The 19,859-nt window shown below is 64.4% G+C and carries 24 protein-coding genes; 13 read left to right on the top strand and 11 right to left on the bottom strand.

What is annotated here, in order from left to right; all coding sequences use genetic code 11:
- Positions 1 to 7: 7 nt before the first annotated feature.
- From ptsN to NH448_RS00405, 9 genes are all read right to left on the bottom strand, one after another.
- A complete protein-coding gene (ptsN, locus tag NH448_RS00445; protein WP_045993251.1) occupies positions 8 to 493 on the bottom strand; it encodes a PTS IIA-like nitrogen regulatory protein PtsN in 486 nt (161 codons plus the stop codon).
- A 5-nt stretch (positions 494 to 498) separates the two neighbouring features.
- Positions 499 to 807, bottom strand: coding sequence for a ribosome-associated translation inhibitor RaiA (raiA, locus tag NH448_RS00440; RefSeq protein ID WP_108447660.1), 309 nt, complete (start codon positions 805 to 807; stop codon positions 499 to 501).
- A 159-nt stretch (positions 808 to 966) separates the two neighbouring features.
- Positions 967 to 2,379 (bottom strand): RNA polymerase factor sigma-54, encoded by a 1,413-nt coding sequence (locus tag NH448_RS00435; RefSeq protein ID WP_213228699.1) that lies wholly within the window; start codon positions 2,377 to 2,379, stop codon positions 967 to 969.
- Positions 2,380 to 2,660: 281 nt separating this feature from the next.
- The gene (gene lptB, locus NH448_RS00430) at positions 2,661 to 3,386 is read right to left on the bottom strand and encodes an LPS export ABC transporter ATP-binding protein (RefSeq protein WP_045993254.1); all 726 of its coding nucleotides are present in this window, start codon (positions 3,384 to 3,386) and stop codon (positions 2,661 to 2,663) included.
- Positions 3,386 to 3,916, bottom strand: a complete 531-nt coding sequence (lptA, locus tag NH448_RS00425) for a lipopolysaccharide transport periplasmic protein LptA (protein WP_083970449.1) — start codon at positions 3,914 to 3,916, stop codon at positions 3,386 to 3,388. The genes lptB and lptA overlap by 1 nt, the downstream gene beginning before the upstream one ends.
- A gap of 12 nt (positions 3,917 to 3,928) precedes the next feature.
- Positions 3,929 to 4,504 (bottom strand): LPS export ABC transporter periplasmic protein LptC, encoded by a 576-nt coding sequence (lptC, locus tag NH448_RS00420; protein ID WP_108132651.1) that lies wholly within the window; start codon positions 4,502 to 4,504, stop codon positions 3,929 to 3,931.
- On the bottom strand, positions 4,501 to 5,067 hold the full coding sequence (locus tag NH448_RS00415) for an HAD hydrolase family protein (protein WP_108132652.1): 567 nt from the start codon (positions 5,065 to 5,067) through the stop codon (positions 4,501 to 4,503). The genes lptC and NH448_RS00415 overlap by 4 nt, the downstream gene beginning before the upstream one ends.
- 32 nt (positions 5,068 to 5,099) lie before the next feature.
- On the bottom strand, positions 5,100 to 6,098 hold the full coding sequence (locus tag NH448_RS00410; protein WP_108447960.1) for a KpsF/GutQ family sugar-phosphate isomerase: 999 nt from the start codon (positions 6,096 to 6,098) through the stop codon (positions 5,100 to 5,102).
- Between the two features lie 30 nt (positions 6,099 to 6,128).
- A complete protein-coding gene (locus tag NH448_RS00405; RefSeq protein WP_253028321.1) occupies positions 6,129 to 7,079 on the bottom strand; it encodes a calcium/sodium antiporter in 951 nt (316 codons plus the stop codon).
- A gap of 249 nt (positions 7,080 to 7,328) precedes the next feature.
- Here NH448_RS00405 and NH448_RS00400 point away from each other — a divergent pair, with 249 nt between their 5' ends.
- The 9 genes from NH448_RS00400 (at position 7,329) to hisD (ending at position 14,352) form a co-directional block, all read left to right on the top strand.
- The gene (locus tag NH448_RS00400; protein WP_045993258.1) at positions 7,329 to 8,141 is read left to right on the top strand and encodes an ATP-binding cassette domain-containing protein; all 813 of its coding nucleotides are present in this window, start codon (positions 7,329 to 7,331) and stop codon (positions 8,139 to 8,141) included.
- Entirely contained in the window at positions 8,138 to 8,920 is a 783-nt protein-coding gene (gene mlaE / locus NH448_RS00395) for a lipid asymmetry maintenance ABC transporter permease subunit MlaE (protein ID WP_045993259.1), read from the top strand. The genes NH448_RS00400 and mlaE overlap by 4 nt, the downstream gene beginning before the upstream one ends.
- Before the next feature lie 17 nt (positions 8,921 to 8,937).
- Complete coding sequence (gene mlaD, locus NH448_RS00390) at positions 8,938 to 9,402, top strand: outer membrane lipid asymmetry maintenance protein MlaD (protein ID WP_045993260.1); 465 nt, start codon at positions 8,938 to 8,940, stop codon at positions 9,400 to 9,402.
- Positions 9,403 to 9,436: 34 nt separating this feature from the next.
- Complete coding sequence (locus NH448_RS00385) at positions 9,437 to 10,087, top strand: ABC transporter substrate-binding protein (protein WP_045993261.1); 651 nt, start codon at positions 9,437 to 9,439, stop codon at positions 10,085 to 10,087.
- A complete protein-coding gene (locus tag NH448_RS00380) occupies positions 10,084 to 10,419 on the top strand; it encodes an STAS domain-containing protein (protein ID WP_253028320.1) in 336 nt (111 codons plus the stop codon). The genes NH448_RS00385 and NH448_RS00380 overlap by 4 nt, the downstream gene beginning before the upstream one ends.
- A gap of 283 nt (positions 10,420 to 10,702) precedes the next feature.
- On the top strand, positions 10,703 to 10,957 hold the full coding sequence (locus NH448_RS00375) for a BolA family protein (protein ID WP_045993263.1): 255 nt from the start codon (positions 10,703 to 10,705) through the stop codon (positions 10,955 to 10,957).
- Positions 10,958 to 10,970: 13 nt separating this feature from the next.
- A complete protein-coding gene (gene murA, locus NH448_RS00370; RefSeq protein WP_253028319.1) occupies positions 10,971 to 12,233 on the top strand; it encodes a UDP-N-acetylglucosamine 1-carboxyvinyltransferase in 1,263 nt (420 codons plus the stop codon).
- Between the two features lie 88 nt (positions 12,234 to 12,321).
- Complete coding sequence (hisG, locus tag NH448_RS00365) at positions 12,322 to 12,972, top strand: ATP phosphoribosyltransferase (protein ID WP_253028318.1); 651 nt, start codon at positions 12,322 to 12,324, stop codon at positions 12,970 to 12,972.
- 66 nt (positions 12,973 to 13,038) lie between these two features.
- On the top strand, positions 13,039 to 14,352 hold the full coding sequence (hisD, locus tag NH448_RS00360) for a histidinol dehydrogenase (protein ID WP_253028317.1): 1,314 nt from the start codon (positions 13,039 to 13,041) through the stop codon (positions 14,350 to 14,352).
- Between the two features lie 156 nt (positions 14,353 to 14,508).
- On the opposite strand, the gene NH448_RS00355 is transcribed toward hisD, so the two are convergent.
- Complete coding sequence (locus NH448_RS00355; protein WP_045993360.1) at positions 14,509 to 15,762, bottom strand: Do family serine endopeptidase; 1,254 nt, start codon at positions 15,760 to 15,762, stop codon at positions 14,509 to 14,511.
- 122 nt (positions 15,763 to 15,884) lie between these two features.
- On the opposite strand from NH448_RS00355, the gene NH448_RS00350 reads away from it, so the two are divergent.
- Positions 15,885 to 16,646: a Nif3-like dinuclear metal center hexameric protein gene (locus NH448_RS00350; RefSeq protein ID WP_253028316.1), complete on the top strand. Its 762-nt coding sequence runs from the start codon at positions 15,885 to 15,887 to the stop codon at positions 16,644 to 16,646.
- Between the two features lie 81 nt (positions 16,647 to 16,727).
- Here the strand turns inward: NH448_RS00350 and NH448_RS00345 are convergent, their stop codons facing one another.
- Positions 16,728 to 17,171: a DUF1043 family protein gene (locus NH448_RS00345; protein WP_052704392.1), complete on the bottom strand. Its 444-nt coding sequence runs from the start codon at positions 17,169 to 17,171 to the stop codon at positions 16,728 to 16,730.
- A 215-nt stretch (positions 17,172 to 17,386) separates the two neighbouring features.
- Here NH448_RS00345 and zapE point away from each other — a divergent pair, with 215 nt between their 5' ends.
- The 3 genes from zapE to rpsI all read left to right on the top strand — a co-directional run bounded on the left by zapE (position 17,387) and on the right by rpsI (position 19,606).
- A complete protein-coding gene (gene zapE / locus NH448_RS00340) occupies positions 17,387 to 18,553 on the top strand; it encodes a cell division protein ZapE (RefSeq protein WP_253028315.1) in 1,167 nt (388 codons plus the stop codon).
- 221 nt (positions 18,554 to 18,774) lie between these two features.
- Positions 18,775 to 19,203: a 50S ribosomal protein L13 gene (rplM, locus tag NH448_RS00335; RefSeq protein ID WP_045993422.1), complete on the top strand. Its 429-nt coding sequence runs from the start codon at positions 18,775 to 18,777 to the stop codon at positions 19,201 to 19,203.
- 13 nt (positions 19,204 to 19,216) lie between these two features.
- Positions 19,217 to 19,606, top strand: a complete 390-nt coding sequence (gene rpsI, locus NH448_RS00330; protein WP_045993363.1) for a 30S ribosomal protein S9 — start codon at positions 19,217 to 19,219, stop codon at positions 19,604 to 19,606.
- The last annotated feature ends 253 nt before the right edge of the window (positions 19,607 to 19,859 follow it).

The following is a 19,859-nucleotide window of genomic DNA, read 5'->3' as shown; positions in this document are numbered from 1 at the left end:
GCCGCGATCAGGAGGGAGTGTCGTCCCCTGGCGCCTGTTGGCGGATGGCTTCCTGCAGGCGCTCGTGAAGCTCGCGCTGGGAGCTGGCGTGGCGCAGACGGTGACGTGTGTCGGCGTCGTTCATGACGCCAGCGACCTGGCCGAGCAGGGCAAGATGGGCGTCGTCGGCCTCTTCCGGCACCAGCAGCACGAACACCAGATCGACGGGCTCACCATCGATGGCATCGAAGTCGACAGGTTCCGCGAGTTTGAGGAAGCCGGAGATGGGCGCCTTGCAGTGGGGGTTGCGGGCATGGGGAATGGCGACGCCATTGCCTATGCCGGTACTGCCCAGGCGCTCACGTCCGATCAGCCGACTGAAGACCTCCTGGCTGTCCAGGCTCGGGGTGTTCTGCGCAATGAAGGTGCTGAAAAACTCCAGCACCCTCTTCTTGCTGCCTCCCGGGACATCGAACAATGTGCGCTCGGGAGGGAGAATGGCTTCCAATGTCATGAGAGTCAGCGAATTCCGGCGCCTTGGGCGCGGGCTTGGGATTTTTCCTTGTGCTTGACCAGCTGGCGGTCCAGCTTGTCGGCAAGGGCGTCGATAGCAGCATACATGTCGCCGTCCTGCGCTTCGGCATGCAGGTCGGCACCGGCGGCGTGAAGGGTGCAGGCGGCCAGCTGGCGTTCCTTTTCCACCGAGAGGGTCACCTGGACGTTGGTGATGTTGTCGTAGTGGCGCTCCACACGGGTGAGCTTCTCTTGTACGTAGTCACGCAGGGGATCGGTCAATTCGACGTGGTGGCCGGTGATGTTGACTTGCATGACAGGCTCCTTGCTCTTTCGGGTGGTGGCTTGATTGTAACCCTTTTTCCGATCCTGCAAACCCCCTCGACGCTACGCAGAAAGACGCAGATGTCATGCGAAATTTCAAGTGCTTGCGCTTTCCCGATAACTAGGCTAGCGACGCCGCAGCGCAAGGCCTCAGCGCAGTCGCTTGCGCTCGCTGGAAGACGGAATATTCATGGCTTCCCGGTACTTTGCCACGGTGCGTCTGGCGACATTGACGCCGTCTTCCGCCAGCAATTCCACCAGTTTGCTGTCCGACAGAGGTTTGCGGGCAGGTTCCTTTTGAATCAACGATTTGATCATGGCGCGGATGGCGGTACTGGAATGGGCGTCGCCATCCTGGCCGACCTGGCTCGAGAAAAAATACTTCAACTCGAACACGCCGCGAGGCGTGTGCACGAACTTCTGGGTGGTCACGCGGGAGATGGTGGACTCGTGCATCTCCACCTTGTCTGCGATATCGGCCAGCACCAACGGTTTCATGGCCGCTTCTCCCTGCTCGAGGAAGTCGATCTGACGCACCATGATTTCCCGGCCGACCTTCAGCAAGGTGTCGTTGCGGCTGGACAGACTTTTGATCAGCCAGCGCGCCTCCTGCAGGTGGTCCTTGAGGAACTGGTTGTCCTGGCTCTTGTCCGCGCGCCGAATCAGCGCAGCGTAGTCGGGCTGGATGCGCAGTCGGGGCATTGCATCCGGGTTGAGTTCAACGCGCCAGCCCTCTTCGGTGTGGCGTACCACCAGGTCGGGTATGACGTAGTCGTTATCGCTGTCACCGAACTGGCTGCCGGGACGTGGGTCGAGGCTCCGGATCAGCTCGATGACGCTGTCGAGTTGGTCGTCATCGAGTCCTAGTCGGCGCTTCAGCAGACGTCGGTCGCCGCTGGCCAGCGCCTCGAGAAACTGTCTTACCAGTCGTCCGGCCTGGGGCAGCAGGACGGTATCGCGAGGCAGGCTATCCAGTTGCAGCATCAGACACTCGCGCAGGTCGCGGGCGAACACTCCGGTCGGTTCGAACTGTTGCAGCCGAACCAGCACCGCCTCCACCTCCGCGAGGGGAGGGGGGCGACGACCGTCTTGCTCGAGCCCCTGGGCAATGTCATCCAGTGTCTGCTCGAGATAGCCGTCGGCGTTGACCGCGTCGAGCAGGCTCTCGGCGATCAGGCGCTCCTGGTCGCTGACGTCGAGCATCGCCAGTTGCCAGCTCAGGTGGCTGTGCAGTGACTGGGAGCTTGCCTGGCGCTCGAAATCCGGCGCCTCGCCACTGCCGGCGGGGGTGGTGCCCAGGTCCTGGTAGGTGTCGGACCAGTCGCTGTCCACACTGAGTTCCGAGGGAATCTGATCCGCCCAGTCATCTTCCACGGCTTCCCTGGTCTGCTGTTCGCCGAACTCGTCCTCGAGTTCGAGCATGGGGTTGGCCTCCAGCGCCTGCTGGACCTCCTGGCGCAGGTCCAGGGTCGAAAGCTGCAGCAGGCCGATCGCCTGTTGCAGTTGCGGGGTCATGGTCAGCTGGGTACCAATGCGCAGCTGCAGTGACGCCTTGAGGGCCATGGGTCGGGATCCACCAGTGTTGTCGAAAGGCTTTACCCTAACGACGAGTCATCAGACATGCAAGCATCTTGCCAAGTTGGTGTTTTTTGACCTGTGGGAGGGAGTGTAAAGGTCGATGTGGAACAACTTGGTAGGGGGGAGGTGCTTCTTTCGAGGGAGGCCCTGTGTGCAAGGTGAGGCCGACCCTTTCAGGGCCGGCGGTTGGATGCTGATGCTGGCAAGTGTTGCGGCCGCTTGATGCGACTGCGACTGCGACTGCGGCTGTCGGGCGGCCCTGCGGTCTAGAGGCGGAAGTTCTCGCCCAGGTAGACCTCCTTGACGCGCTGGTTGGCGAGGATGGACTCGGCGCTGCCCTCGGCGATGATCTGTCCGTCGCCGACGATGTAGGCACGATCGCAGATATCGAGGGTCTCGCGCACGTTGTGATCGGTGATCAGGACGCCGATATCGCGGGCCTTGAGTTGACGAATGATGGACTTGATCTCGCCCACCGAGATCGGGTCGACCCCGGCGAAGGGTTCATCGAGCAGGATAAAGGCCGGCTCGGTGGCCAGGGCGCGAGCGATCTCGACCCGGCGCCGCTCCCCGCCGGACAGGCTCATGCCGGGGTTGTCACGAATATGGCTGACGTGGAAATCCTCGAGGAGTTGCTCGAGACGTGCTTCTCGGCCCTCGCGGTCGAGGTCCTTGCGGGTCTCGAGGATCGCCATGATGTTGTCGGCCACCGACAGCTTGCGAAAGATCGAAGCCTCCTGAGGCAGGTAGCCGATACCGGCCAGCGCGCGCTGGTGCATGGCCGCGCGGCTCAGGTCCCGATCATCGATGCTGATGCTGCCGGCGTCGGCTCTGACCAGGCCGACGATCATGTAGAAGGAGGTGGTCTTGCCGGCCCCGTTGGGGCCCAGCAGACCGACGATGCTGCCCTGCTCGATCGACAGGCTGATGTCCTGGACGACGCGACGCTTCTTGTAGCTCTTGGCCAGATGGCGAGCGTGGAGAGTCTTCATCAGTTTCCTTGGCTTTCCGGCTCGAGGGTCATGCGAATGCGCTGCTCGCCCTGGACGCCCTGGGCGCTGGAGCGGGCCTGGACCACGCGGCGATCGAGGAAGTACTCCAGATAGGCACCGTCGAAGGTGTCATTGGCCTTGTGCAGCTCAGCCTGGTCGATCAGCTCCATGCGGCGTTCGGCCACGTGGTAGATCACCTTGCGGCCCCAGCCCTTGACCACCGGTTCTTCCGGGGATGGCTTCTGCTCGAGGTAGGCGCGGGAGCCGGTCGCGGTCGCCAGTGACAGTTGTCCCTGGTCGTTGCGCTGGATCTCGACGCGTTCGCCGGTGAGGATCATGCTGCCTTGCACAATGCGCACGTCGCCGGTATAGACCGCGGTACCGGCGCGATCATCGAGATCCAGCTGGTCGGCCTCCACCTGAATCGGTGCGCTGCGATCACTTTCCAGCGCCAGGACACTGCTGCCGGTGGCGCCGGCGGCCAGGCCAAGGGCCAGGGCAAGCAGGAGGGCGGGACTTGGACGCATCATGGAAGGGGCTCCTTATTGAGGCTCTGGCGGATGATGACCGGTGACATTGTCGGTCAGGCGAGCGGTATTGTCATGGATCCAGGCGTCGAAGCGCTCCCCTTGCATCTGTTGAGGGGGTTGGCGTAGGACGGCTGGCGTTTCGCTCCAGACATGGCCACTGTCGCTGTCGTAGACCAATACCTCGGTATCAAGCTGCCAACGCTCCGCGGGGGCCTCGAGATGGGCGTCGCCCGACAGGGTCAGGGGGTTGCCGTCCGGACCCAGTTCACCGTTGTCGGCGTCGGCGATCCACTCTCGGCCGCTGTCGTCGATCAGCGCAAGGTCCGGCTGGTCCACCCGGGTGACGTCGTCGAGCGGTGTGTGCACAAGGCGTGGCGTATCGATGCGCTGATGGGGGGTGCCCTGGGCATCGAAGCGGGTCAGGCGGGCATCCACCAGGTAGTAGTCGGGCTCGCCGGCCTTGTCATTGGGTACCAGGTCGGGGACGTTGCTCTCGCGGGGGTCGAGCAACGTCAGGCCGCCACCGAGTACCAGCAGCAGGATGACCAGCCAGAAGCGAAAGCCTGGACGCAGTGCGCTCAGTTTCATGTCAGCGGTCCGTTGCTCAGGTAGCTGTCGATGATATCGTCGAGGCGGCCCTGGGCCATCAGCAGGGTGTCGGTGATCTCGCGCACCGCGCCATGTCCGCCGGCAACCTGGGTGACCCAGTCGGCGTGCTGACGAAGGTAGCAGGGGGCGCCTGGCACGGTGATGCCGACCGCACTGCGATGGATGCAGGGCAGATCCGGCAGGTCATCGCCGCAGTAGGCGACCTGGTCGAGGGTCAGGCCCAGCGAATCGCACAGCGATTCAAGGGCGGGCAGCTTGCGCTCGACCCCTTGCTGTACGTGCTCGATGCCGAGTGCTCTGGCTCTCTGGGTGACCATGGGGGAGCTGCGCCCGGTGATCAGGGCCACCTGGATGCCGGCGCGCTTGGCCAGCTTGAGGCCGTGGCCATCCAGGGTGTTGAACGCCTTCAACTCGGAGCCGTCGGCGTGGAAGTACAGTCGACCATCGGTCAGTACGCCGTCCACGTCCAGCGCCAGCAGCTTGATGTGGCGCAGGCGCTCCACCAGTTCCGGCGCGAGGGAGGCGAGAAGCTCGTGAGACATGACGGCGTTCCTTGTAAAGGGATAAATGAGGCTCAGATGACACCGGCGGCCAGCAGGTCGTGCATATGCAGTGCACCGACTGGGCGCTGCTCGTCATCGACCACCGCCAGGGCGGTGATCCGGCCTTCCTCCATCAGCTTGACCGCTTCCGCCGCCAGGGTGGCGGGGCCGATGCGTCGCCCGGGGGTAGTCATCACGTCATCCACGGTAAGCGAGCTGAAGTCCTGATGGCGATCCAGGGTACGGCGCAGGTCGCCGTCGGTATAGACCCCGGCCAGGGTGCCGTCGGGGGACACCACGCAGGTAAAGCCGAGTCCCTGACGGGTGATCTCGAGCAGGGCGTCGCGCAGCGGCGAGCCCGACGGTACCGAGGGCAGCCGGTCGCCGGTATGCATCAGGTCGGCCACGGTCAACAGCAGTCGCTTGCCCAGGCTGCCGCCCGGGTGGGACAGGGCGAAATCCTCGGCGGTGAAGCCGCGGGTCTCGAGCAGCGCCACCGCCAGGGCGTCGCCCAGCGCCAGCGCTGCGGTGGTCGAAGAGGTCGGGGCCAGGTCCAGTGGGCAGGCCTCGCGCTCGACCCCGGCGTATAGATGGGCTTCGGCGTGGCGGGCCAGGGTCGACTGTGCTCGGCCGGTCATGCTGATCAGTGGAATGCCCATGCGCTTGAGCAGCGGCAGCAGGGCAGTGACCTCGGCGGTTTCGCCGGAGTTGGACAGTGCCAGGACGACGTCGCCGGGCGTGATCATGCCCAGGTCACCATGACTGGCTTCGCCGGGATGGACAAAGAAGGCCGGCGTGCCGGTGCTGGCCAGGGTGGCGGCGATCTTGCCGCCGACATGTCCCGACTTGCCCATGCCGGTGACGACCACCCGGCCGCGGCAGGCCAGCAGCAGTTGGCAGGCACGGTCGAAGTCGCCGTCGAGACGCCCGATCAGGGCGTCGATGGCGTCACGTTCCAGCTCCAGGGTGCGTCGTGCGATATCGCGGACGCTCAGGGTCGGCGTCTGCGCCGAGGAGGGGTGTTTGCTCATGGCCATGATTGTTGCCGTTTACTGCCGTTGTCACAAGGGGCCTGCCGCGACCGAAAGGCCGAGCCAGGTCAGATAAAGCGCATAGGTGCAGGCCAGCAGCGCGCCGATCCAGCGCCCCAGGCGCCCTCGGCGTTGCCACAGCAGCAGCGCCGCCAGCAGCAGCGTCAGGCCAAGCATTACCGGAAAGTCGCGGCCGGCGGCTGCGGGATCGGTGGCTCCCGGCGCCAGCAGCGCCGGTACCGGCAGTACCGCCAGCATATTGAACAGGTTGGAGCCGATGACGTTGCCGATGGCCAGATCGTGGTGGCGCTTCAGCGCGCTGGCCACGCAGGCGGCGAGTTCCGGCAGGCTGGTGCCGATGGCGACGACGGTCAGACCGATCACCAGCTCGCTTACGCCAAAGGTGCGTGCCAGCTCAGTGGCGCCCCAGACCAGGGCGCGGGAGCTTACGATCATCACCGCCAGGGTCAGCACCAGCCAGCCGATGGCCTTGCCCAGTGCCATGCCGGGAATGTCGTCGGCCATCTCCTGTTCGGCCTCGTCGGCGCGAAACAGCCACCACAGGCTGAATACCAGCAGCGCGATCAGCAGGGCCGCGTCGAGGCGATCGAGGCTGCCATCGGCCAGGGCGTAGCCGGCGAGGCCGGTGGCGCCCAACAGCAGTGGCAGCTCGCGGCGCACGATGGTGAAGCGTACCGGGATCGGCACCACCAGCGCAGTCACGCCCAGTACCAGCGCGATGTTGGCGATATTGGAGCCCAGCGCATTGCCGGTGGCCAGGTCGGGGGCGCCATCCAGCGAGGCCATCACCGAGACCACGATTTCCGGGGCAGAGGTGCCGATGGAGACGATGGTCATGCCGACCAGCATGATACTCATGCCGGCGCGGTAGGCGGTGGCGGCGGCGGCGCCGACAAAGCGATCCGCGCTCCAGAGCAGGCCCACCAGGCCCAGGGCGACGACGACAGACGGTAACAGCATGGAGAACGACTTGGTTGCAGAAAGGGCGCCCATTGAACCCTTAGATAAACCTGCGCGCAAGCGCGCAACCGGGGCACTGGCATGCTGCATTTGAGTTAAGATACGATGTTCGAAAACCGAGCGCGGCTCAAGGCGCTCTATTCTCAAGGTTCGGGCTCAGGTCTGGCCAGGCGTCGAATCCGAGGATTCGGGGCGGGCGTCCGGTCTGAACCGCCGGTTCACGGTGATACTGACTCTATAGGGACTGCGATGACGGCTTCCTCCTTGGTGGAGGTGGAGAATCTGCATTTCACGCGCGGCGACAGGGATATCTTTCGCGGCGTGGATCTCTCCATACCCCGCGGCAAGATCACGGCCATCATGGGGCCAAGTGGCACCGGGAAGACTACCCTGCTGAAACTGATCGGGGGGCAGCTCAACCCCAGTGGCGGACGCGTCCTGATCGATGGTCAGGACGTCCATCGCCTGTCGCGCAAGGATCTGTTCCAGATGCGTCGGCGCATGGGCATGCTGTTCCAGAGTGGCGCGCTGTTTTCCGATCTCAGTGTCTACGAGAACGTGGCCTTTCCGCTGCGGGTCCACACCGATCTGCCGGAAAGCATGGTGCGTGACGTGGTGCTGATGAAGCTCGAGGCGGTGGGGCTGCGTGGGGCCAGGGACTTGATGCCAGCAGAGCTGTCCGGCGGCATGACGCGGCGTGTGGCGCTGGCGCGTGCGGTGGCGCTGGATCCTGAATTGATTCTCTACGACGAGCCCTTCGTCGGCCAGGATCCGATCTCCATGGGTGTGCTGGTCCAGTTGATTCGACGGCTGAATCAGGCGCTGGGCTTGACGGCGGTGGTGGTCTCCCACGATATCAAGGAGACCCTGTCCATCGCCGACTACGTCTACGTGGTCGCCGACGGGCGGGTCATGGCCCACGGCACACCGGCGTCGCTGGACGTGGAACAGGACGCCCGAGTCAGTCAGTTCGTGCATGGTGAGCCGGACGGCCCCGTGCCGTTTCACTACCCGGCCAACGATTTTCACGATGACATTCTGGGCCAGGGGAGCCGTCCATGATCGAACGAATCACCCATATGGGACGGCGCGGCTGCGACCTGCTGGAGGCCGTCGGCCGGGCCAGCATCTTTCTCGGCCAGTCCATGCTGGGGCGCCCCTCGGCAGAAGGGTTCAGCCTGTGGGTGGCCCAGGTCTATGCGGTCGGTGTGCTGTCGTTGGCCATCGTGCTGGTGTCGGGGCTGTTCATCGGCATGGTGCTGGCGCTTCAGGGTTACACCATCCTGGTCGGGTTCGGTGCCGAGGACGCGCTCGGCCAGATGGTGTCGTTGGCCCTGTTGCGTGAACTGGCGCCGGTGGTGGCGGCGCTGTTGTTCGCCGGGCGCGCGGGCTCGGCGCTGACCGCCGAGATTGGCCTGATGAAGGCCACCGAGCAGCTGACCAGCATGGAGATGATCGGCGTCGATCCGCTGCGTCGTATCGTGGCGCCACGCCTGTGGGCGGGGTTCGTCTCGCTGCCGCTGTTGACCATCGGCTTCAGCGTGGTCGGCGTGTACGGCGGCTACCTGGTCGGGGTCGAGTGGCTCGGGGTATTCGAAGGCTCGTACTGGGGCAACATGCAGGCCAGCGTCGGCTTCTTTACCGATATCGGCAACGGCGTGGTCAAGAGCATCGTGTTCGCCATAGTGGTCACCTGGATTGCCGTGTTCCAGGGGTATGATCTGGTGCCGACCTCGGAAGGTATTTCGCGGGCCACCACCCGTACCGTGGTGTATTCCTCCCTGGCCGTGCTGGGCTTGGATTTCGTTCTTACCGCCGTGATGTTCGGCGGGCTTTCCTGATTCTGCGGAGACTGTCCATGAAGCGCAGCAAGACGATGGAGTTTGGTGTGGGCCTGTTCATGCTGGCCGGTATCCTGGGGCTGGTATTCCTGGGGCTCAAGGTCAGCGGCCTGGACCTGCAACGTGCCGACGACACCTACGAGCTCCGGGCCAACTTCGCGAATATCGGTGGGCTCAAGCCGCGGGCACGAGTGACGATGGCCGGGGTGACCGTGGGACGGGTAGAGAGCATCGAGCTGGATACCGAGTTCTACGATGCCGTGGTGGTGATGTCGCTGGACAGCTCCCTGGCCGGCAAGCTGCCGGATGACAGCACCGCGGCGATCCTGACCTCGGGCCTGCTTGGTGAGCAGTACATCGGGCTGTCGGTCGGGGGATCACCGGAGATGATCGCCGAGGGTGAGGCGATTCGTGATACCCAGTCCGCGCTGGTGCTCGAGGAACTGATCCAGCAGTTCGTGTCCAATCTGACGAAAGACTGATCCGGCAGTTTCCGGAGATACAAGGAGGCAACCCATGACCCGTTCTTTGCCCGCAATGGTTCACCTGCGCCGCTGGTTGATGGCGCTGATGATGGTGCTGGCCAGTCTGCCGGCCATGGCCCAGCAATCCCCCGAGCAGCTGATTCGCGACAGCGTCAATGATCTGATGGGGATGATCGGCGGCCGAGAGGCCTACTTCATGGACCGTCCCGACGAGCTCAAGCAGATGGTCGACGAGAGTCTGCGTGGCGTCGCCGACTTTCGCTACATCGGCGCCAGTGTGATGGGCCGCTACTTCAACAATGCCACGCCGGAACAGCGTTCGCGCTTCGTCGAGGTGTTCAAGCAGACCCTGCTCGACACCTATGCCAAGGGCCTGGTGACCTTCGAGTACAAGGAAGTTCGCGTGCTCGATAACCAGTCCGCCTCACGCTATGACGATCAGGACAGCGTCGAGATGGAAGTGGTGGCCACCGATGGCACCATCTACCCGGTCAACTACACCCTGCGCAAGTCCAACGGCCAGTGGCGGGTAGTCAATGTCATCGTCAATGGCATCAATCTCGGTCTGACCTTCCGCAACCAGTTCGATCAGGCCATGCGTGACCACAACCGTGACTACGACGCCGTGATCAACAACTGGTCGCCGGATGTCGGCGTCGACGAACTGGAGCGCGGTGCGTGAGCGTGTTGATGGAAGTGGCGTCGGCCCGACTGCTCGAGGACGGAAGTACACTCCGGGTGTGTGGCAAGGTCGACTTCGATGGGGCCGCGGACATGGCCGAGGCAGGTCGTGAGTGGCTCCAAAGTCGGGCGTCGGGCACCTCGGTGTGCCTCGACCTGAGCGAGGTGGAGCACGTCTCCAGCGCCGCGCTGACCATGATGCTCGAGTGGGCGCGTACCATTCGCCAGATCGGGCTGTCGCTCAACAGCATCAAGCTGTCGGCGCAGCTCAGGCAGTTGACCGAGCTGGCCGGTCTGGATGATCTGTTGCCTTCCAGCACCGTTACCGCCTAGCGGCGGTTGTCTGGCTGCTGGTGTCCGTGATGCGCCTGGTTCGACGTCTGAATCCAGCGCCTTGATCCGGGCTGCTCGCCCTCGCTGCTAGCCCTTCCGGCACCCCCGGCCACCGCAAGGTGGCCGGGGGTGTCCTTTTTGTGACGGACGTAGAGGCGGAAACCTCGCTGCGTCATCGCCAAGCGCGCCGCTTTTCTTTACCATATGCCCTTTGAGTTTTTTCGGGACGTCACGGCGAGGCCGTGGGCGTCTCCCGTCATTGGTCTGGTCAAGGAGCAGGTGCATGCAACCCAGCGACGTCAAAGCGCTGCTCGAGAGCCGTGTCGACGGCTGTGAATTTCATATCCAGGGTGAAGGCTGCAACTTTCAGGTGATTGCGGTGGGCGAGCGCTTCGCCGAGCTGTCACCGGTCAAGCGTCAGCAGGTCATCTATGGTGCGCTGTCCGAGGAAATCGCCTCCGGCGCCCTTCATGCGGTCAGCATCAAGACCTATACCCCCGCACAGTGGCAGGCTGCCGCCGAAAACACCGGAGCCTGATGGTACCGCCTTCATGGACAAATTGATCATTACCGGCAACGGACCCGCCGAGGGCGACGTCTGGGCCAGTGGCGCCAAGAATGCAGCGCTGCCCATCCTGTGCGCCACCCTGCTGTCCGAAGAGCCGGTCACCATCGGCAATCTTCCCCACCTGCAGGACATCACCACCACCCTGGAACTGCTCGGCCACATGGGCGTGCAGGCGGTGATGGGCGAAAAGATGTGCATTCAGCTCAACGGAGCCCAGGTCAGCGATTGCCACGCGCCCTATGAGCTGGTCAAGAAGATGCGCGCCTCGATCCTGGTGCTGGGACCGCTGCTCGCCCACTTCGGCAAGGCCGACGTGTCGCTGCCGGGCGGGTGCGCCATCGGCTCGCGTCCGGTGGACCTGCATATTCGTGGCCTCGAGGCCATGGGTGCCGATATCCGGGTCGAGGGTGGCTACATCCGTGCTACCACGCCGGGCCGCCTCAAGGGTGCCACCATCTTCTTCGATACCGTGACCGTGACCGGTACCGAGAACCTGCTGATGGCCGCGACCCTGGCTGACGGCACCACGGTGCTCGAGAACGCCGCCAAGGAACCCGAAATCGTGGATCTGGCCGAGTGCCTGATCAAGATGGGTGCCGATATCCGTGGTCACGGTACCGACACCATCACCATCAAAGGGGTGGAGCGGCTCCACGGAGCTCGCCACGACGTCATGCCGGACCGTATCGAGACCGGCACCTTCCTGGTCGCAGCGGCGCTCAGCCGTGGCCGCGTTCGGGTGCGTCGTACCCGTGCCGACATTCTCGAGGCGGTGCTGGCCAAGCTCGAGGAGGCGGGGGCCAGGATCACCACCGGTGAGGACTGGATCGAGCTGGACATGGAAGGGCGCAGGCCCAGGGCGGTCAATATCAGGACCGCTCCCTATCCGGCCTTTCCCACCGACATGCAGGCCCAGTTCGTGGCCATGAATGCGGTGGCCGAGGGCTCCTCGCGAGTGGTCGAGACGATCTTCGAGAATCGTTTCATGCACGTGCAGGAGTTGAACCGCATGGGCGCCAACATCGCCCTGGAAGGCAATACTGCCGTCATCGAAGGCGTCGAGCACCTGTCCGGTGCACCTGTGATGGCCACCGATCTGCGCGCTTCGGCCTCGCTGGTGATCGCGGCGATGATGGCCAAGGGCGAGACCCTGGTCGATCGTATCTACCACATCGATCGCGGCTACGAATGCATCGAGGAAAAACTCCACCTGCTGGGTGCTCGGATCAAGCGCGTCCCGGGCTGAGCTTTCTCCGCCCAGCCGGCTCGGACTGCCCGGGCCGGTGCGGGGAAACACGCCACATTGACTTCCAACCCGACAACCGGGCGAGACCATGAGCAAGCAATTGATAGTGGCGCTCTCCAAGGGGCGCATTCTCGACGAGACGCTGCCACTGCTGGCGGATGCCGGCATCCGGCCCGCCGAGGACCTGAGCAAGAGTCGCAAGCTGTTGTTCGACACCAATCTGCCAGACGTCAAGCTGGTGGTGATTCGTGCCACCGATGTGCCGACCTATGTGCAGCTGGGGGCGGCGGACCTGGGGGTCGCCGGCAAGGATGTGCTGCTGGAGCACGGTGCCGAGGGACTCTATGAGCCGCTGGACCTCAATATCGCGCGTTGCAAGCTGATGACGGCTGGTATTCAGGGCGCCGAGCCCGCCCGTGCCCGGCGTCGGGTGGCGACCAAGTTCGTCAATGTGGCGCGGCGCTATTACGCCGAGCAGGGCATCCAGGCCGAGGTCATCAAGCTGTACGGGGCGATGGAGCTGGCGCCGCTGATGAACCTGGCCGACGAGATCGTCGATATCGTCGATACCGGCAATACGCTGCGTGCCAACGGTATGGAGCCACGGGAACTGATGGCCCATATCAGCACCCGGTTGGTGGTCAATCAGGCCTCGATGACCATCAAGCATGATCAGATCAAGCCGCTGCTGCGCCGCTTGAGCGACGCCGTCGAGGCGCGGCGGCAGTCGGCAAGCTGAGCGCACCAGCCAACGGAACCCGAGGGTTCTCAACGTATGGCCAAGACAGAAGCGGAGATTTCCGACATGAGCCAAGACACGCCCCTGGTGGCCCGACTCTCGACCCGGGACGAGGATTTCGAGTCCCGTCTCACCGACCTGCTGGCGTGGGAAGGCGTGTCGGACCATGGTGTCCAGCAGGCGGTCTCCGAGATCATCAGCCAGGTGCGTCGGGAGGGGGATGCCGCCCTGGTGGCACTGACCTGCCGCCTCGATCGCCTCGAGGCCTCGAGCATGGCGGATCTGACCCTGGGGGCCGATCGTCTCGAGGCCGCCTACGCCGCTCTGCCCGACGACCAGCGTCAGGCGCTGGCCACCGCCGCCGAGCGTATCCGCGTCTACCACGAACGCCAGAAGCCCACTTCCTGGCAGTACACCGAAGACGACGGCACCGTGCTGGGGCAGAAGGTGACGCCGCTGGATCGCGCCGGTATCTACGTGCCCGGCGGCAAGGCCGCCTATCCCTCATCGGTGCTGATGAACGCTGTGCCGGCCCACGTGGCGGGAGTGCGGGAGATCATCATGGTGGTGCCCACGCCCGACGGCGTGGTCAACGATCTGGTGCTGGCGGCGGCGCATCTGGCCGGGGTCGACAAGGTGTTTACCCTGGGCGGAGCACAGGCCGTGGCGGCGCTGGCCTATGGCACCGAAAGCGTGCCCAGGGTCGACAAGATCGTCGGGCCGGGCAACATTTATGTGGCCACCGCCAAGCGCGCGGTCTTTGGCCAGGTGGGGATCGACATGATCGCCGGGCCCTCCGAGATCCTGGTGGTGTCCGACGGCCAGACCGATCCTGACTGGCTGGCCATGGACCTGTTCTCCCAGGCAGAGCACGACGAAGACGCTCAGGCGATCCTGGTCAGCTGGAACGTGGAGCATCTGGCGGCGGTGGAAGCGTCCATGGAACGACTGCTGCCGACGCTCGAGCGCGAAGCCATCGCCGGGGCCTCGCTGCGTACGCGCGGTGCGCTGATCGCCTGTCGTGACGAGGGCGAGGCGCTGGAGTTGATCAATCGCATCGCGCCGGAGCACCTGGAGTTGTCGGTGGAGCACCCGGAGCGACTGGCGGAGCAGGTGCGCCATGCCGGAGCCATCTTCATGGGACGGCATACCGCAGAGGCGCTGGGCGACTACTGCGCTGGTCCCAACCACGTGCTGCCGACCTCGGGTACGGCGCGCTTCTCGTCACCGCTTGGCGTCTACGACTTCCAGAAGCGCTCTTCGATCATTCACTGCTCGCCACAGGGGGCGTCTACCCTGGGCAAGACCGCCTCGGTGCTGGCTCGTGGCGAATCGCTGACCGCCCACGCGCGTTCGGCGGAGTACCGCATCAAGGATTGAAGCGAGGCAGGTGCGGTGGTCGTTGTGACCGAGCGCCCCCGGCCCCAGACAGGCAGCCAGACATGAAAAGGCCCGGAGCAATTCCGGGCCTTTTCATGTCTGGGCGGAGGGGCACGCCTGGACACTGCTCCTGCGTTACCCACCTCGGGGTGCGTCTCAGGGGGCTGACTGGCTGCTGCCGGTCTGCTGCGACTGGGATTGGGGCGTGGGGCGCTCGCCGACTTCCAGTTCCACCTCGATCGGCTTGCCGTCGCGGGCGACGCTTACGGTCAGGGTGGTGCCGGGAGCCACCGCAGCGATGTCGCTCATGGTGCGACGCGGATCGATCACTGCGCGACCGTCGACTTCCAGCAGCACGTCTCCGGGTTTCAGTCCCGCCCGGTCGGCAGGTCCCTGGGACACCACTCCGGCGATGATTACCCCGGCCGGTGCCTGCAGGCCGAAGGAAGCGGCCAGTTCCTGGTTCAGCTCCTGGGCCTCGATGCCGAGCCAGCCGCGGATGACCCGGCCGTGGGTGACCAGCTCGTCGAGGATGCTGCGGGCCAGGTTGGCCGGGATCGCGAAACCGATACCCTGGGAGCCCCCCGAGCGGGAGAAGATGGCGGTGTTGATGCCGACCAGGGCGCCGTCGGGGTTGATCAGGGCGCCACCGGAGTTGCCCGGGTTGATCGCCGCATCGGTCTGGATGAAGTCCTCATAGGCGTTGAGTCCCAGATGGCTGCGACCGGTGGCGCTGATGATGCCCATGGTCACCGTCTGGCCGACCCCGAAGGGGTTGCCGATGGCCAGCGAAACGTCGCCCACCGCGACCTTGCGCGAGTCGGTCAGCTCGATCACCGGCAGGTCGCCGAGATCGATCTTGAGTACCGCCAGGTCGCTTTCGGGATCGGTGCCGATGACCCGGGCCAGGGTCTCGCGGCCGTCGCGCAGCGCCACCTGGACCTGGTCGGCGCCGCTGATGACGTGGTGGTTGGTCAGTACATAGCCGTCCTCGCTGACGATGACGCCGGAGCCAAGGCTCGAAAGCATGCGTTGGCGCGACGGCACGTCATTGTTGCCGAAGAACTGGCGGAAGAAGGGGTCTGACATCAGCGGGTGGGTTTCCCGTTCCACGACCCGCGAGGAGTAGACGTTGACCACCGCGGGCGCGGCCTTCTCCACTGCCTCGGCGTAGCTCACGGGGCCGCCACGGCGGTCCAGCGGCGCAGCCTCCTTGACCTCGGGGGCAGGACGTTGCGGTGCCTGCTGCTCGGTGGTTGTCGCTGGTGGCGTGGCGGGAACTACCGTCAGGCTGTCACCGCTCGGTGACGGTAGTCTGCCGAGCCGTTCGGGGAAGGCATTGATCAGCACGATGGCGAGCAGAATGCCGATGAGGACCGGCCAGATATAGGTCGAGAGGGTGCGTCGCATGCGGCGATGATCCTTGGCGCTTGGCAGTGAGGCGGTCGCGGGCCGGCGGGGCGGTGCGTACAATGTGCGCCATTGTAGCATCGCCAACCTGATGCTTGTTTGGAGCTATTTCAGGAGATCTCATGATAGACCGCGACGAACTGGTATCGGCCTGCGAGCAGCTGCTGGAGGCCCGGCGCTTCAAGGACTACACCGAGAACGGGCTGCAGGTGGAGGGCGCACGCACAGTCACCCGTGTGCTCTCCGGCGTTACCGCCTGTCAGGCGCTGCTTGACGAGGCGGTGCGCTGGCAGGCCGATCTGGTGCTGGTGCACCACGGCTACTTCTGGAAGAACGAGCCGGTGGCGGTTACCGGCATGAAGCGCCGGCGGCTGTCGACTCTGCTGGCCAACGACATCAACCTGCTGGCCTACCACCTGCCATTGGACGCCCATCCCGAGCTTGGCAACAATGCGACCCTGGCGCAGCGCCTTGGGTGGACGGTGGAGGGAACGCTGGACGCGCCCATGGGCGAAGGGCTTCTGTGGCACGGTCGGCTGGAAAGGCCAATGGGCGTTGCCGAGCTGGCTGCCCAGGTAGGAGCGTCGCTGGCACGCGAGCCGTTCGTGATCGAGGCGCCTGGTACCGACGCGGTGAGTCGAATCGCCTGGTGTACCGGCGGCGCTCAGGACATGATCATCCCGGCCGCCGAGGCCGGTGCCGAGGTGTTCGTTTCGGGCGAGATATCCGAGCGCACCACCCACCTGGCGCGGGAGATGGGGATCCATTATCTGGCGGCGGGTCATCACGCCACCGAGCGCTACGGCGTCCAGGCGTTGGGGGAATGGCTGGCGCAGCGCTTTGGTGTCGAGCACCGCTTCGTCGACATCGACAACCCTGCCTGAGCAGCAAGCGCTATCGACCGCTTGTGTCGCTGCCAACGCCAGAGCCCGCACCAGTGTGCGGGCTCTGTCATGGCGGGGTGGTCAGTAACGTGGCGGGCGAGGTTCTGCGTTCTGGTCGTCATTGGCCTGGCGCAGACCGAAGTCCTCTGACAGGGTGCCGCGGTTGCCGTCGGCGTAGTCCCGCGGAATGGCGATATCATCGCTGGTCTCGCCGGGTTCGCTGGGCGGTGTCACCTCGCCGCCGATGGCCTTGCTGCCAAGCTGGCGCGCCGACTCGTGAAGTTGGCGCTGCAGGGTGAGGGCGTCATCGCAGACCTGCCGGGCCAGGTCGTCCATCTGTTGCAGGTGGTCGTCGACACCGTCTTTCCACTCGGTCAGCTGGCGTTCCCGTTCGGTCAGCTTGAGGCGCAGCCTTTGGGCACTGCGTGCGCCGCCGTTGAGCAGGTGGTAGCCCAGTGCGCCGAGTCCAATTCCGGCCACCAGGCAAGCCGCCGCCAGGATCATGTTGAAGTTGCTTGGTTCCACGTAGTTCTCCCTGAGCTCTTTCGGACGACCCGCGGCCGCCGCCGGCCTGGCCGACGGCCCATTATAGAGGCGTTGGCTCATAAAGGGTCAATGGCCTGGGGCCTCCCTTGTCGTGCTGGCGTGATGCGCTGTTGCCGGTCGCGGCCTGGGACCTGCCATTCCTGTGTGGTCTGCGTATAATGCGGCTCCGAACTTGTTGACAGTCAGGACGCTACATGAGCTCTTCCCCGTCGAGCAGTGGTCGGCCAGAAACTCCGCTGGAACGCTACCGGCGCGACCTCCAACGTGATGATTTCACGGAGGATGCCGCCCAGGCCAATGCCGTGGCGCATCTGCAGCGACTGTATGACGAGCTGGTGGCAGCGCCCAAGGCCAAGGCGCCGGCGGCGGCGCGCGACGGCTGGGCGTCGAAGGTGAAGGGCCTGTTCGGGCGCAAGGAGGAAGAGCAGGAGCCGGCGCTGCCAGCCATCTCCGGGCTCTATTTCTGGGGCGGCGTCGGTCGTGGCAAGACCTACCTGGTCGACACCTTCTACGAAGCGCTGCCGTTTCCCCAGAAGATGCGCACCCATTTCCATCGCTTCATGCAGCGTGTCCACAACGAGCTGGATCACTGCAAGGGCGAGAAGAACCCGCTCCGGCTGATCGCCGGCAAGTTTGCCGAGGAGGCGAGGGTGATCTGCTTTGACGAATTCTTCGTCAAGGACATCACCGATGCCATGATTCTGGCCAATCTGCTCGAGGCGTTGTTCGAGCGCGGTGTGGTGCTGGTCGCCACCTCCAACATCGTGCCGGACGATCTGTACAAGGATGGCCTGCAGCGCTCTCGCTTTCTGCCGGCCATCGATCTGCTTAAGCGCCACTGTGAGGTGGTCAACGTCGATTCCGGCGTCGACTATCGACTGCGGGCGCTGGAGCGCGCCGAGATCTTCCATTCGCCGCTGGACGAGGCGGCGGATCAGGAGCTCGAGCGCAGCTTTCGCGAGATCGCCGGTCAGGCGGGGGAAGAGCAGGTGCCGGTGGAGATCAACCATCGCATCCTCAAGGCGCGTCGACTGCACGAGGACGTGGTCTGGTTCGACTTTCTCGAGCTGTGCGACGGGCCGCGCAGTCAGAACGACTACATCGAGCTGGCTCGCGAGTTCCACACGGTCCTGGTCTCCTGTGTGCGGCGCATGGACGCCGCCACCGACGATCAGGCCAGGCGCTTCATCAATATGGTCGACGAGTTCTACGACCGTGGCGTCAAGCTGTTGATGTCCGCCGAAGCGCCGGCAGAGGCGCTTTACCAGGGGGGCAAGCTGGAGTTCGAGTTCGAGCGCACTCTGTCCAGGCTTCAGGAGATGCAGTCCCGGGAGTACCTGGCGCTGCCCCACAAGCCTTGAACCGACGGTGATTGCGTGTGTCCGAGGGGGTGACGGCACGCTTTCGCTCATGTAGAATGCGCGCTCGCTCGACCGTTGTGGCGGCATCGTCTGGATTTCCGGGTGCCGCGCAACCAAGAAAAATAGGGATGATCTCTTCGCGGCGTGGTCTCGCTGAACACCTGTCGGGTGTCCACAACACGACGAAAGGGATCCAACACATCGAATTGGTGATTTCATCCATGAAGACGTTCAGTGCTAAGCCGCAGTCCGTCCAGCGCGACTGGTATGTCGTCGATGCCGCGGACAAGACGCTCGGTCGTCTGGCTACCGAAATTGCTCGCCGCCTGCGTGGCAAGCACAAGCCGGAATACACTCCTCACGTTGATACCGGCGACTACATCGTCGTGATCAATGCCGAGAAGGTTAAGGTCACCGGCAACAAGGCCAGCGACAAGATGTACCATCGTCACACCGGTTACCCGGGTGGCCTGCGTTCCATGACCTTCAGCCAGCTGATCGACCACGCTCCCGAGCGTGTCATCGAAGGTGCCGTCAAGGGCATGCTGCCGAAGGGTCCGCTGGGCCGTGCCATGCACGCCAAGCTCAAGGTCTACGCCGGTTCCGAACATCCGCACGCTGCCCAGCAGCCGCAAGAACTGAACATCTGAGGGGATCTTCGCCATGACACAGCAGTATTACGGTACCGGGCGCCGCAAGACCTCAACCGCGCGCGTCTTCCTCAAGCCGGGCACCGGCAAGATCACCGTCAACAGCCGTGACCTGAACGAATACTTCGGTCGCGTGACTGGCCGCATGGTGGTTCGCCAGCCGCTGGAACTGACCGAGACCCTCGGCCAGTTCGACGTCTATGTCACCGTCAAGGGTGGCGGCGGCAGCGCCCAGGCCGGCGCCATTCGTCACGGCATCACCCGTGCCCTGATGCAGTACAACGAGGACTTCCGTCAGCCGCTGCGTGCTGCCGGCTACGTCACTCGTGACGCACGTGAAGTCGAGCGTAAGAAGGTCGGTCTGCGCAAGGCGCGTCGTCGCCCGCAGTTCTCCAAGCGTTAATCACCCACGCTTGCCGATCAACAACGCCCGGGCCATTGGCCCGGGCGTTGTCGTGTCCGGGGTTCGAAAAATTGTGTGCTGTAGTGCTCTGGTGGTGGGGATCATCGGGTCGCCTGGCGGCGCTTGTTTCCCTCGTTAATCTGTCATCGTCTATGCCTTTTGAGCCGCCCTGTCCCTCAAGGCGAACAGGCACAGTGGTATAAAGTTGTTCCACGTCAATTGTCTGGGGCTTGCGCAGGGGGTCTGGGTCAGC

Origin of the sequence: Halomonas sp. OfavH-34-E, assembly GCF_024124525.1 — a bacterium.
Lineage (GTDB): Bacteria > Pseudomonadota > Gammaproteobacteria > Pseudomonadales > Halomonadaceae > Halomonas > Halomonas litopenaei.
This window is presented reverse-complemented; position numbering and strand designations above follow the sequence as displayed.